Annotated in this window: 11 protein-coding genes; 4 read left to right on the top strand and 7 right to left on the bottom strand. The window is 46.1% G+C overall.

Annotated elements, in window-relative coordinates; all coding sequences use genetic code 11:
• The first annotated feature begins 4 nt into the window (after positions 1-4).
• The gene (locus CI959_RS13135; protein ID WP_005854716.1) at positions 5-2,149 is read left to right on the top strand and encodes an HRDC domain-containing protein; all 2,145 of its coding nucleotides are present in this window, start codon (positions 5-7) and stop codon (positions 2,147-2,149) included.
• On the opposite strand, the gene CI959_RS13130 is transcribed toward CI959_RS13135, so the two are convergent.
• A complete protein-coding gene (locus CI959_RS13130; RefSeq protein WP_008780165.1) occupies positions 2,120-3,487 on the bottom strand; it encodes an MFS transporter in 1,368 nt (455 codons plus the stop codon). The genes CI959_RS13135 and CI959_RS13130 overlap by 30 nt on opposite strands.
• Positions 3,488-3,493: 6 nt before the next feature.
• Positions 3,494-4,117, bottom strand: coding sequence for a DUF4923 family protein (locus CI959_RS13125; protein WP_008780164.1), 624 nt, complete (start codon positions 4,115-4,117; stop codon positions 3,494-3,496).
• An 89-nt stretch (positions 4,118-4,206) separates the two neighbouring features.
• On the opposite strand from CI959_RS13125, the gene CI959_RS13120 reads away from it, so the two are divergent.
• On the top strand, positions 4,207-6,213 hold the full coding sequence (locus tag CI959_RS13120) for a hypothetical protein (protein WP_005854711.1): 2,007 nt from the start codon (positions 4,207-4,209) through the stop codon (positions 6,211-6,213).
• 70 nt (positions 6,214-6,283) lie between these two features.
• Here the strand turns inward: CI959_RS13120 and CI959_RS13115 are convergent, their stop codons facing one another.
• Entirely contained in the window at positions 6,284-7,282 is a 999-nt protein-coding gene (locus CI959_RS13115) for a class II fructose-bisphosphate aldolase (RefSeq protein ID WP_005854709.1), read from the bottom strand.
• 223 nt (positions 7,283-7,505) lie between these two features.
• Between CI959_RS13115 and CI959_RS13110 the strand changes: the two genes are divergently transcribed.
• Both CI959_RS13110 and CI959_RS13105 read left to right on the top strand, forming a co-directional pair.
• Positions 7,506-7,760 (top strand): type B 50S ribosomal protein L31, encoded by a 255-nt coding sequence (locus tag CI959_RS13110; RefSeq protein WP_005854707.1) that lies wholly within the window; start codon positions 7,506-7,508, stop codon positions 7,758-7,760.
• Positions 7,761-7,849: 89 nt separating this feature from the next.
• Complete coding sequence (locus CI959_RS13105) at positions 7,850-8,947, top strand: phosphotransferase enzyme family protein (RefSeq protein ID WP_005854705.1); 1,098 nt, start codon at positions 7,850-7,852, stop codon at positions 8,945-8,947.
• A gap of 65 nt (positions 8,948-9,012) precedes the next feature.
• On the opposite strand, the gene CI959_RS13100 is transcribed toward CI959_RS13105, so the two are convergent.
• From CI959_RS13100 to CI959_RS13085, 4 genes are all read right to left on the bottom strand, one after another.
• On the bottom strand, positions 9,013-9,405 hold the full coding sequence (locus tag CI959_RS13100) for a Dabb family protein (protein WP_005854703.1): 393 nt from the start codon (positions 9,403-9,405) through the stop codon (positions 9,013-9,015).
• A 310-nt stretch (positions 9,406-9,715) separates the two neighbouring features.
• On the bottom strand, positions 9,716-11,017 hold the full coding sequence (locus CI959_RS13095) for a PAS domain-containing sensor histidine kinase (RefSeq protein ID WP_005854701.1): 1,302 nt from the start codon (positions 11,015-11,017) through the stop codon (positions 9,716-9,718).
• A gap of 12 nt (positions 11,018-11,029) precedes the next feature.
• The gene (locus tag CI959_RS13090) at positions 11,030-12,400 is read right to left on the bottom strand and encodes a sigma-54 dependent transcriptional regulator (RefSeq protein WP_005854699.1); all 1,371 of its coding nucleotides are present in this window, start codon (positions 12,398-12,400) and stop codon (positions 11,030-11,032) included.
• Between the two features lie 9 nt (positions 12,401-12,409).
• Entirely contained in the window at positions 12,410-13,894 is a 1,485-nt protein-coding gene (locus CI959_RS13085) for a TolC family protein (protein ID WP_005854697.1), read from the bottom strand.
• Positions 13,895-13,906 lie beyond the last annotated feature (12 nt).

Below are 13,906 nucleotides of genomic sequence, written 5' to 3'. Positions count from 1 at the left end.
AAATATGATGCAAACGAATTTACAATTGGACCTTGCCTTCAACTATCTGGAAAATACCGGAACCAACATCTTCCTTACCGGAAAAGCGGGAACAGGAAAGACCACATTCTTGAAAAAACTTAAAGAGACTTCCCCAAAACGGATGATTGTGGTAGCACCTACCGGAGTGGCGGCGATTAATGCGGGAGGGGTAACCATTCACTCCTTCTTTCAGCTACCTTTCGGACCGTATATACCGGGTAGCGAAATGGCCTCCGGGCAAAATAAATCCTATTCTCATAAATTCAGCCGGGATAAGATCAATATCATCCGTAGTATGGACCTGCTCGTGATTGATGAGGTCAGTATGGTACGTGCCGATTTGCTGGATGCTATCAGTGATATGCTACGTCGTTATCGGGATAGGAATAAACCCTTTGGGGGCGTTCAATTATTATTGATCGGAGATTTACAACAATTAGCCCCCGTAGCGAAGGAGGACGAATGGAATTTGTTGAGAGAACATTACGCCTCTCCCTTCTTTTTTGACAGTAAGGCTCTTTCCGAAAGTGATTATCTTTGCATCGAATTAACTCAAGTATATCGCCAAGCGGACGATACGTTCGTACGCTTATTGAACAATATCCGGGAAAACCGCTTCGACGAGAATACACTACACACCTTAAACCAACGTTATATCCCCAATTTTAAACCAAATGACAAAGCAGGTTATATCACGCTGACAACCCATAATTATCAAGCCCAGCAAATCAATAACCGGAAGTTGCAAGAATTACCCGGCCCGGCTTATACGTACAAGGCGGAGATCAAGGATGACTTTCCAGCTTACTCCTACCCGACCGACGAGGTATTGGAGCTAAAGCAAGACGCTCAAGTCATGTTCGTAAAAAACGACTCTTCCGGCGAAAGGCGATATTATAACGGAAAGATCGGCCGAATTGTCTTCATCAGCCCGAGCAAGATTATCGTATCCGACGAATTAGGAAACGATATCACCGTAGACCGGGAGACATGGACAAACGTGAAATATACGATCGACGAGAACACGAAGGATATCACGGAGACAATCGCCGGCTCTTTCAGCCAATACCCACTGAAAACCGCTTGGGCGATCACGATCCATAAAAGCCAAGGCTTGACTTTCGAGCATGCCATCATCGACGCATCCGCCGCCTTCTCACACGGACAAGTCTACGTTGCCTTGAGCCGTTGCAAGACATTGGAAGGAATGGTATTAAGTAGCCCGATCACTCGAAACGCCATGATTAGCGATGAGAAGATATTAAGTTATACCTCTTCCCTCTCGGAGCGTCAACCGTGTGAAGACCAACTGCGTCAAGCCCAACAACAGTATTATTTGAGATTGGCAACCGAGCTATTCGACTTCAATCCCGTACAACAAAAGTTGCAATATACATCTTACGCGGCATACACCCATCTGCAAAAACTATACCCGGAATTAAGCAACCAATATCCCCGGGTACGGGATTATTTCCGTTCGGATATAGTAGAAGTAGGCGAACGTTTCTGCCAGCAACTCACCCGTATGATCTCCAGCACGAATCTCTATGATACGGACGAGCATATACAAGACCGCATCCGAAAAGGTTGCGCTTACTTTCTGGAAAAGATCGAGACCTATTGCCTCCCTTTGATAGAGGCTTCCGATGTAGAGATCGACAATAAAGAGGCCCGTAAGGCATTTACATCCGCATTAAAAGCTTTCAGCGATGAGCTTACGATCAAGGTCGCTACATTAAAAGCCTGCCAAGATGGTTTTCGTCTCATCGACTATCTATCCGCCAAGGCTAAAGCGAACATTGAGGAGTCGGCTGTTGCCAGCAAGCAGAAATCGACGCGGAAATCGACGGAAGCGGAAAAGATCCCCGTCTCCACGGATGTCTTACATCCTGAGCTATATGCCCGTTTGAAACAATGGAGATACGAGCTTGCCGTAGAAAAGGAGTTGCCTCCTTACACGATCTTGCAACAGAAAGCCTTAATTGGCGTTTGCAACACTTTGCCCACGAACTCGAAAGAACTGTTGAAGATACCCGGAATCGGCAAAAAGATCATAGAGAACTACGGTGAGACCCTATTAGAAATCGTATCTTCCTACTCACCTTCCACGCATGGGAACGGGCTGTGAGATACGGAGACAACTCACGATAGCGGCGACTAAAGCGAAACCGATCGCTACATACATACAAACCGGCATACTATCGGTGGCAGAGGTAACACTAAAGATCAAAGCGACAAATGTCGTCCCCAGCGTTTGCCCCAACAGTCGTGCCGTACCTTGCATACCGTTCGCCCCGCCACTCCGGGAACGAGGGGCGGCCGATATCATCGTGCTATTATTCGGGGTCTGGAACAGGCCGAAACCCATACCGCAAAGCATCAATCGCCAAGCGATATCCATATTGGTGGGTTGCCCCGGCAATAAAGCCAATAGAAGAAGTCCGGTCGCATACACCACCATTCCGATACCGCCTAACAATCCGGGATGATATTTCTCGATCAGCCTCCCGGCTACCGGAGCGGTCAAGATCGTCGCTACCGGCCAAGGAGTCAACAGCAGCCCCGTCTCCACCTCATTTCTTCCGGCCACATTTTGCAAATAAAAGGGTAATGATACCATCGCCAACAACTGTGCCGTAAATGAAGTGATCGAGGATAATACGGACAAGGCGAATATCGGAATCCGCATCAAGTCCAATGGCAATATCGGAACCTCCTGCCGTAGTTGCCTGCGGATAAAAAATGTTCCGATCACCAATAGAAGAAGAACCTGTAAAGCGATCATTCTCCAGTTCTCATGATGGGCGATGCCTTCCAACGAATAAATCAGCAATCCGAAAGTCAGGGCATTCGAGATTCCACCGATCTTATCAAACTTTCGTTTCGGCCCATCCTTGCAAGGATTTTGAGGCAAAAGAAAATAACCCGTTATAATCGCGCAAATCCCTAAAGGTACGTTGATAGCGAACAACCAATTCCAAGAAGCGACTGATAAGATAGCGCCCGCCAACGACGGCCCGGCAGCAATCGATACCGCCACGACCATGGCATTGATACTCATTCCCCGCCCTATATATTGTGGAGGATAAATAATACGAAGTAAAGCGGTCGTCACGCTCATGATAGCCGAGGCTCCGATCCCTTGCAATATTCTCGCGACCGTCAACATGGCGAAAGACGAGGATAAGGCACAAAATAATGACGTTGAGCAGAATATTGTCGTCCCGATCAAGAAAATCCGCTTATATCCATAAATATCTCCCAAAGCGGAGAACGATAAAAGAGACATCGTAATCGTTAGCTGATAAGCGTTGACAATCCAGATCGTGGAGGAAGGGGATGTCCCGAATTCACGGGACAAGGTAGGAAGCGCCACGTTGACAATCGTGCCGTCCAACACGGACATGGTCAATGCCAACGCAACCGCTATTACTGCCCAATAACGCCTCGGTATAAATCGTATCATATTACATTATTTCTTCAAATCGAAACCCAGCATCATGCCATCATATTCACTTGCCAACTTATTGATAGCTTTCAAGGTCGTATTGCTGGATATAGAAGAAACCGTGCTCAAGAACTTCAGTAATTTATCCGCGTTAAAAAGCAATGTCAACTCATTACCAGAAAGGACGACATGGGCGGTAAGCGTAGAAACGGTCAGCTTCTTATTACCCACCGTATACCGTAACGTCACCGTTTTATCTTCCGGACTCACCGAGTAAGTACCTTTCAGGCTTCCCCTTTTCAACGCACTCGTAAACGTACTATCCGAATTAAAGACATAATTAAATACACCTTCCACGATACCTACTTTCGCGCAATATTCCTTCATTTTCTTCTCTGCCTCGGTAGCAGCCAAGCTTCCCGCTACATTCTTCAAGGCATTATCACCTTCCAGTTGCAGGGCAGGGTTCACATACATCCAAGTTCCCTGTAAATTCTCGAAAGTCACGGCTTTCCCTCCGGTGACAGAAGTCACGGCGTTCTTTACGGCAGATGAATTTAAGATATCTTTCAAGGACTGTCCCTTCATGTTTCCGGGAATCAACAAAAGGCCGCATACGACCATCCACATACATAGTAACTTTTTCATCTCTTTGTTTTTTACTCAATTAGAAAAATCGGCCAAAGATACGAATATTATTCATACATTTGTTTTAAATAACTTTATACAAACATACCATGAGAAAGCAAGTCGTACGTATTTGTATGTTACTGGCCTGCGCCTTTAGCTTTATGCAAGGGCAAGCCAGCATCCAGCCTTCTATCGTAAAAGCTACGATTGACGAGCTAATAGCCAAGGACGCTAAGAATCAAGCAGGAATCACAAAGGGTGTCGAGCAAGTAGCCCGCCTCTGGCAAACCTCCGATGGGGATGAGCAAGCGTTTCAAACCTTCTGCCGGGAGAATTATCTATCCGATCCCGCCGAAAAAGACCAAGTTTTCCTCAAGATCAGCGAGTATATTGAAGGTATCAATGGCAATTTCAACGAGATGGTACTCTGTCTGCAACGAAATTTGAACCTAGATACCGGACCTCTACACGCCATCGATGAGAAATTCGGATCCTACAGCCCCAGTTCCCACCTAATGGACGATCTATACGCCAACAAGATCGGCTTCATCATCGCCCTCAACTTTCCCCAACTTACTCTCAAGGAGAAAGAGGCGTTAGGGAATGACCGTAAAGCATGGGCCTACGCCCGGCTAGGCGATATGTTTACGGAACGGATACCGGCGGAAGTAAAGCAAGCCGCCGCAGATACGGAAAGTGACGCGGATATTTACATAGCGGATTATAATATCTATATGGGGCATTTACTAACTCCTAAAGGAAAAACCATTTTCCCCTCCGACATGCGCTTACTTTGCCATTGGAACCTTCGCGACGAGATCAAGGCCAATTATAACAAAGGAAAAGAGGGATTGGAAAAACAACGGATGGTATATGAGATCATGAAGCGAATCATCTCGCAAGAAATCCCGAAAGAGGTGATCAACTCGGATCGTTACGAATGGAACCCGTACGCCAATACGTTATCTCAAGCAGGAAATGAACTAGAAGGTACCCCTGAAAGCCCGGCCCGCTATCAGAAAATGTTGAATAACTTCAACGCCATGCAGCGTATAGACAAATATACGGGAAACACCTATATAGACCGTAAGTTCACGGAAGATATGGAAATAGATGTCAACGATGTAGAAGCCCTGTTCGATCAATTCCTTTCCGCCCCCGAACTAAAGGAAGTGGGGAAAATCATCTCCAAACGCCTCGGACGCAAACTGGAAGCCTACGATATATGGTACGATGGCTTCAAGGCCCGTAGCAATCTGGACGAGAACAAGCTAAACGAGCAAACCCGTACCCTGTATCCCGATGCGGTAACGATGGAAAAGAAGCTACCGGAAATATTACAGAAACTAGGATTCAGCCCCGATCGTGCCCAATATCTAGCGGATAAGATCGCAGTCGATCCCGCCCGTGGTTCCGGTCATGCGTGGGGAGCCTCCATGAAAGGCCAGCGTTCCCGTTTACGTACCCGTATCCCTTCACAAGGGATGGATTACAAAGGATATAATATCGCCATCCACGAGTTCGGACATAACGTAGAGCAAACGATCTCATTATATGATGTCGATTATTATATGCTCAACGGAGTTCCCAATACGGCTTTCACCGAAGCGCTGGCCTTTGTCTTCCAGAAAAGAGACCTTGAGTTACTGGGCATAAAAGACGAGAATCCGGAAAAAGAAAAGATGGATATCTTGGATAAGATATGGAGCATGTATGAGATTTGCGGTGTTTCCATGCTGGATATCTCCGTATGGAAATGGATGTACGCACATCCTAACGCTACCGCCGGGGAATTGCAGGAGGCCGTGATCCGTCTTTCCAAGGAAATCTGGAATAAGTATTACGCTCCAGTATTCGGTGTAAAAGACGAGACCGTTCTAGCGATTTACTCCCATATGATCGGTTATCCGCTCTACCTTTCCGCCTACGCTTTCGGACAGATTATCGAGTTCCAGCTAGAGAACTACCTCAATGGCAAGGATTTTGCGAATGAGGTTAGCCGGATATTCAAGCAAGGCCGCCTCACCCCGAATGTGTGGATCAAGCAAGCTACCGGCAACGATCTTACCGTAGATCCGATGTTGGAAGCGCTTCGTAAGGTATTAAAAGACTAAACTACAGACCAAAAGAAAAGCCATCCCGATACCGAGATGGCTTTCTTTATTTATATCAAGAAACTTCCGATTATAACTTGTCGTTAGAACCAAGAACGTTGATGATCTTGTGTTTGTAAAGTTTCTCCATGTTATCACGAGCCGGGCCCAGATATTTACGAGGATCGAATTCAGCCGGTTTCTCAGCGAAAGTCTTGCGGATAGCGGCAGTCATCGCCAAACGAGAGTCTGAGTCGATATTGATCTTACATACAGAAGATTTAGCAGCCTTACGCAACCACTCTTCAGGAATACCGATAGCAGCCTTCAAAGCGCCACCGAATTTGTTGATAGTCTCAACCTCTTCCTGAGGAACAGAAGAAGAACCGTGAAGAACGATAGGGAATCCCGGAAGTTTCTCCATAACAGCGTCCAAAACGTCGAATGCCAATGGAGGAGGAACCATCTTACCTGTAACAGGGTCGATCGTACATTGCTCCGGAGTGAACTTATAAGCACCGTGAGAAGTACCGATTGAGATAGCCAAAGAATCGCAGCCCGTACGAGTAGCGAAGTCGATAACTTCCTCAGGATTGGTATAAGTGTGGTGGTCTGAAGAAACCTCATCCTCAACACCTGCCAATACACCAAGCTCGCCTTCTACAGTTACATCGAATTGATGAGCGTACTCAACAACTTTCTTAGTCAAAGCGATGTTCTCTTCATAAGGAAGGTGAGAACCGTCGATCATTACAGATGAGAAGCCAGAGTCGATACAGCTCTTGCAAGTCTCAAACGTATCACCATGGTCTAAGTGAAGAACGATCTGAGGATTCGGGCAACCTAATTCCTTAGCATATTCAACAGCACCCTGTGCCATGTAACGAAGCAAAGTAGCGTTTGCGTACTGGCGAGCGCCCTTTGAAACTTGCAAAATAACCGGAGATTTTGTCTCTACAGCAGCCTTGATGATAGCCTGCATCTGTTCCATGTTATTGAAGTTGAAAGCAGGGATAGCATATCCGCCCTTGATAGCCTTAGCGAACATTTCTTTTGTGTTCACCAAGCCCAAATCTTTGTAATTTACCATAGTTGTTATTATGTTATTACGTTAATGATTAAAAACTTGCACAAAGATAATCAAGATTCACGACAAATGATGCTTCAAAGCATATAAAATAACACAAAATCAACGCCCTTGAAAAAAATAATACGATTTTCTTTGTTTGTTTGTGGCAAACCCTTACCTTTGCAAGCCAAAATACCGGTTACCAAATATATACAGAGTATAAATTAAAATAGATAATAAAGCAATGAAAAAAGGTATTCATCCTGAAAATTATCGTCCTGTAGTATTTAAGGACATGTCAAACGATGATGTATTCATCACTCGTTCTACTATTAACGCTAAAGAGACGATCGAGATCGACGGCGTAACTTATCCGTTGGTAAAGGTCGAGATCTCTAACACTTCTCACCCGTTCTACACTGGTAAGTCTAAGTTGGTCGATACAGCCGGACGTGTTGATAAGTTCATGAGCCGTTATGGTAACCGTAACAAGAAATAAGATTTCTTTCTTTAAGAAATAAAAAAAGGTCACGATTTGTATCGTGGCCTTTTTTTGTATCTTTGCCGGAGTTAACATAATGAAATATCATGGCAAAAACGAAAGAACAATTACTAAACATCTTGGATCAGTTCCAGTTGGACGAGAAAGTAGTTTCCGCTGAACCATTCGGAAACGGACACATTAATGATACATTGAAAGTGACCAACGAGAAAGGGGAGATCAAATACGTGCTACAGCGTATCAACCATTTAATCTTCACCAATGTGGATATGCTGCAAAATAACATCCATGTGGTTACCACTCATATCCGCAAAAAGCTGGAGGAAAAAGGTGAAACGGATATCGACCGTAAGGTATTAACCTTCTTGCCGACTAAAGACGGGAAAAAATATTATTTCGATGGAGATAGTTATTGGCGGGTATGCCTATTCATCCCTCGCAGCAAAAGCTATGAGGAAGTAACTCCTGAGCTTTCTTATGAGGCTGGCAAAGCGTTCGGTGATTTCCAGACCATGTTGTCCGATATACCCGAGGGTACGCTGGGCGAGACCATCCCGGATTTCCATAATATGGAGTTCCGCTTGCGACAATTCCATGAGGCTGTAGCCGCTAATCCGGCAGGCCGGTTGGAAGAAGTGAAAGATTTGGTAGAGGAGATCGAGAAACGTGCCGAAGCGATGTGCATTCAAGAACGCCTGTACCGTGAGGGCCAATTGAAGAAACGCACGAACCATTGCGATACAAAAGTTAACAATATGATGTTTGACGCTGATAGCGACAAGGTGCTTTGCGTGATCGACTTGGACACCGTGATGCCGGGTTTCGTCCTTTCCGATATCGGCGACTTTATCCGTACCGGAGCCAATACGGGTGCCGAGGACGATGAGAATCTGGATAACGTAAACGTTAATATGGAGATATTCAAAGCCTATACCCGTGGATACATGGAAAAGGCCAAGGCGTTCTTAACTCCTACCGAGATCAAATTGCTACCTTACGGTGGACGCTTATTGACTTATATGCAGACCGTTCGTTTCTTAACCGATTATATCAACGGCGATACCTATTACAAGATCCATAGCCCGAAACATAACTTAATCCGTACGAAAGCCCAATTCAAGCTACTTCAAAGCCTGGAAGCCCATGCGGAAGAGATGGATCAGTTCATGAATCAATGGTTATAATATAAAGTAACTAAGGAATATAAAAACGGGCGGGGTGACTCATCGATTCATCCCGCCCATTCTTTTTATTTCGTCCAATAATCCAACACCGTAACCGCCGATGCCTTCCCTCCTAACACCTTGCCAAATGCTTTATGCGCCGGATGTACCAAATAGGCGTCCCGATCCGCATCCGAATGAAAAGTCAAGAAAAAGCAATGAGTCAAGCCCTGTTGCAATCCCTCCGGACTACAATCCGTTCCCCACTCATATCCTTTGATCAAGTCGATTTGAGAAGGCAACTTACAAAAGGCATCCTCAACCTCTTTCACCTGCGCCTCGGACACATCCGGCTTAAAACCGAACATAACAACATGGCGAAGAACTTTCTCCGGCTTTTGATCACTCGAATAGCTTACCATTAATACAGAAAATACGATAATCGCAAGGATAAATAATACAGATACTACTTTCTTCATGATATTCAAGATTAGATTTCTATTGCATTTATACGGCCCAAAGATAGTATAAAATCCAGTACAGCTTGCCCAAAACCTCCATATCCTTTAGCCCTTTCCATCCCTATCTTTAGACTTTTCCTCAAGAGACATCCATCATCTATCAACTGTTGGACGATCATGCAACGACTGGTAGAAGATCGTGCAACAGTTGGTAGATGATCATGCAACGGCTGTTGCATGATGAATACAAGCAGACAAAAAGGCTAACACCTGTAAGAATACAGCCTTAGCCTACAAGGGAAAAACCTCAAACCATAAAGGGATTATTTCAACTAAACCAAATCTTAAACCTTGTCAATCCATCCGCGTAAGAGCGGAGAGAGAATCGGCAATCATGTTTTAACAGCACCTCACGGATAAAGATCAAGCCGATACCTTGTCCGTTCGGTTTCGTAGAGAAGAACGGGCTGAACAGTTTCGTTTCCGTTTCCTTGTCGATGCCCTTGCCCGTATCGGCTATCTCCAAGCAGGTAGGACGCACTGTCGTCCGGATATAGATCTTTCCGTCCCGGTCGATGGATTCGGCGGCATTCTTGATAATATTGACCAAGACTTGCTCGAATAATGAATTATCCAAATTCACGACTGGAGATTCCTCGCTCAGATCCATAACAATCTCGATATTCCGGTTCTGGCAAACTGTCTCCATAAAGCGTTTACAAGCGGACACCACTTGGTTCAATTCTTGCGGACGACTTTGGGGTTCGGGTATACGCACCACATCGGCGAAATTGGTGATGAAATGGCTCATGCTATAGCAGCGTTCTATGGAGACCCGCAAAACCTCGCAGACATCCTCCATATCTTCCATCCCGCTGAAAGTAGACTCCAACGTATCCAAGGTAGAGGTGATACCCGCGGTCGTATTATTCACCTCATGAGAGATCATACGTATCACTTTCTCATACGCTTTCTTCTCGGCCTTGAACACCTCTTGGGTCAACGTCTCTATCAAATAAAACGGGTGGTGAAAACCTCGATCCACAAATGAGGAATGCGTACATTTATAAATATTAGCGTCGTTCAACCGGACGGTTTGCGCTTGATACATCGGAACCCGTACCAATTCTTCCGCCAAGGGAGAATCTAGTTGAAGAAAACGTTTTCCCACCATATCCTCCGAGCTTTGCGCGCCAAACAATTTACATGCGGCCGGGTTCATGGATAGAATCTCCTCATCCAAGTTCAAGATGATCACTCCCATCGGAGAGGCGTTGACCAGCAAGTCCAAGAAATGGTTTTGCTCCCGGAGGTGCAAACGCTCATTCTTCAACTGCTCCATCATCTTATTAAACACATCGACCACCCGGTCCGCCTCCGTTTGCCCGACCTTTCCCAAGCGGGAACTAAAGTCTTGCTCTTTCAACAGCTCCATACCGTTACCGATGATATGCAAGGGCTTTATGATACGGCGATAAAAGACAAATAAATAGATGATCGTAAGCAAGACCAAGGCTTCTACCGCGAAAAACATCCGGATAGAAGACGTATAAAAGACATAATAAGTCACCACCGCCAATATAGTCAACAGCAGCGTCGTCAATATCCAGAATAGTCCTTTCAGCCTCATCCTTGCCTCTTCTTATTTATCGATCGGGATTCCGTATTTCTCTAATCTCCGGTACAAGGCGGCACGACTGATTCCCAACGCCGTAGCGACATGCGATAAATTACCTCCATGCGCTTCCAAGGAGCGTAAGATGGTTTGCTTCTCCAACTCATCCAAGGTCAAGCCCTCCAAAGAAGGCGGAATCGTCGATTTAGCACCGGATGTATTCATGCAATGAACCTCGAAATCAGCGGTATCCAAAAGCGTCTTACCCGACACAAGGATCGTCCGCTCCACCAAGTTCTTCAACTCACGGATATTACCGGGAAAAGGGAGACGGCTTAAATAGGTCTGGGCATCCGATGAGAACTCCACCCTCGGTAGCCCATTGATCTCCGATTGCTTATCCGCGAAATACCGGGCCAGCAATGGGATATCCTCCCTTCGCTCACGTAAGGCGGGTAAATGCACCGTGATCAAATTGATCCGGTAAAAAAGATCCTCGCGGAACGTACGGTCCGCCACCATCGATCGTAAATCCCGGTTTGTAGCGCTTACGACCCGTATATCCACCTTCCGGGGGCGGCTATCCCCCAAGACCTCAAAGGTCTGGTCTTGCAATACCCGAAGCAGCTTTACTTGGCAAGACAGTTCCAAATCGCCGATCTCATCCAAGAAGATCGTGCCTTTGTTCGCCATCTCGAAACGCCCTACCCGATCCATGTACGCATCCGTAAAAGCCCCCTTCTTATGTCCGAACATCTCGCTCTCAAAAAGACTTTGGGAAAGTCCGCCTAAGTTTACCTTTACGAAAGCCTCTTTCGACCGGGGGCTATTCGCATGGATCGCTTCCGCTATCAGCTCTTTACCCGTACCGCTCTCGCCGGTAATCAAGACAGAGGCGTTTGTCGGAGCGATACGCGAGACCGTCCCCAAGACATCCATCAAAGCGGCACTTTGCCCCACGATCTTATCAAAATGAAATTTATGATCGGCATCCGAACGGTTCAAGGGAGCGTTTGCCTCCTTCTTCTGCTCGCTCAGTTCCAAGGCGGTCCGGATCGATTTTAATAATACCAAGTTATTCCAAGGCTTCGTGATAAAATCGAAGGCTCCGGCTTGCATTCCCTGCACGGCCAAAGAGATCGATCCCCAAGCGGTCATCAAGATCACGGGTACATCGGGACGAAAGATCTTCACCTGTCTCAATAATTGAATCCCCTCCTCGCCCGTGGTAGTCAACGTGAAGTTCATATCCATCAAGATCAGCTCCGGCGCCGTGGCACGGACCACCTCCAAGGCCTCCTTCGGCCCCGGAACCGCCTCCGGCCGGAAACCCGCACGTTTTAGCAGGAATGTAAGCGAGGAACGAACAGCCGCATCATCATCTATTATCAGTATCATATAATCAATTTATCGTTTCACGATTTCCTCGAAATCGGCATCTAATGTACGATTATTCAAGAAATCATACAATGTTATACTACGGATGTTATAAAAATAACGCCAGTAATAATACAGTTCTTGGATATGCTTTTGCTTCGCGTCATCCTTCGAACTCTGGGCGTCATTCAAGTCTAGGATATCGATCTTTCCGATCATGAAAGTCTCGATCGAGGTCTTGTAGCGCTTTTCCGCCAACGTGTCCACCTCGGCGGCTATCTCCAATTGAGCGGCTTGATTATTGAAATTCTCCACCAAGAGGAAGATATCTTGATTAAAATCCATTTGCTCCTGACGGATCTTGGAAAGTACGACATCCCGATTCGATTCGGCTACTTTTACCTTTCCCTTCCGTTTTCCCCAGTCCAAGATAGGAATCGAAAGCCCGACCTCTACGATCTGGTTATCTTTCAACGGGTTGTAAGCTCCTCGCATGGACATATCCTTACCGGTATAACCCACGGAGGCAAACAGGTTAATACTTCGACGGTTTCCCTTGGCGGTCGCCACATCATAATCCGCTTCCAACTGGCGGCGCATGATATTCTTTGAGAATGAGTTATTTTCTTGAGCCTTCTCCAATACCGCCTGATAATCCATACGGACCCCTTCTATCGCCTCGGGAAGAACAGGCTCGATCACGTCTTGCTCGCTCATCCCTAAAAAGGAACGGAGCTTGAACATCATCGCGTTATAATTGGATTGGGCCTCGGTTAGCTTACCTTTCGCTTGCAAGGCCGACTGTTTCAAACGCATCAACTCGCTCTCCGAGATATGCCCGATCTTACGCTTCGCTACCGCTATGTCATAGAGTTTATTGGCGTTCAGCAAGTTCTGATTACAGATATCCAGATTATCTTCCGCCAACAGTAAGTTGAAGTAATTCGTGATGGTAGCGATCGTTACATTCTCCACGTTCTCCATATAAGCGGCCTTAGCCTCTTGGTAACGAACAGGCTCGATACGACGTTTCCATTTTTGGTCATTCACGCCGAAGATCGGTTGCGTCAATGTCAAACTAACAGGTACGCTCATAAACTCGTTGTAAGCGCCACTACCTAGCTGACGGGTAAAATCCAAGGAGGTATTCAAGGCGATCTTACCTCCGGTCAAGGCTATGTTCTGGGCGATAGAGATCTCTCCATTTAAGCCTAAGGCATTGTTTTGCACATAGGTATAAGAACCATCCGATTGCTGGTACTTCGAGTATTGCTTGCTATATGAAGGCAGAGTCCCCGTAAATATCACTTCCGGCAACTGATCCGCCCGATGCGTACGGAATTCCCAATAGGCCGTTCGCAACTCATTGAGCGCCACGGCAGCGTCTACGGATTGAAGCTGTGCGATCTGGATCGCTTGCCGCAGGGTTATTCGAACTTTATTCGTATTGTCTTGGGCACATACTCCCGAAATCCCCGCCCACAGACAACACATCGCTATATAGATCCTTCTCATCTTAGTATAAGT

It is taken from the genome of Parabacteroides sp. AT13 (genome assembly GCF_002272965.1).
GTDB lineage: Bacteria > Bacteroidota > Bacteroidia > Bacteroidales > Tannerellaceae > Parabacteroides > Parabacteroides distasonis.
Note: the sequence above shows the minus strand (reverse complement) of the source record. Positions and strands in the feature narration are given on the sequence as shown.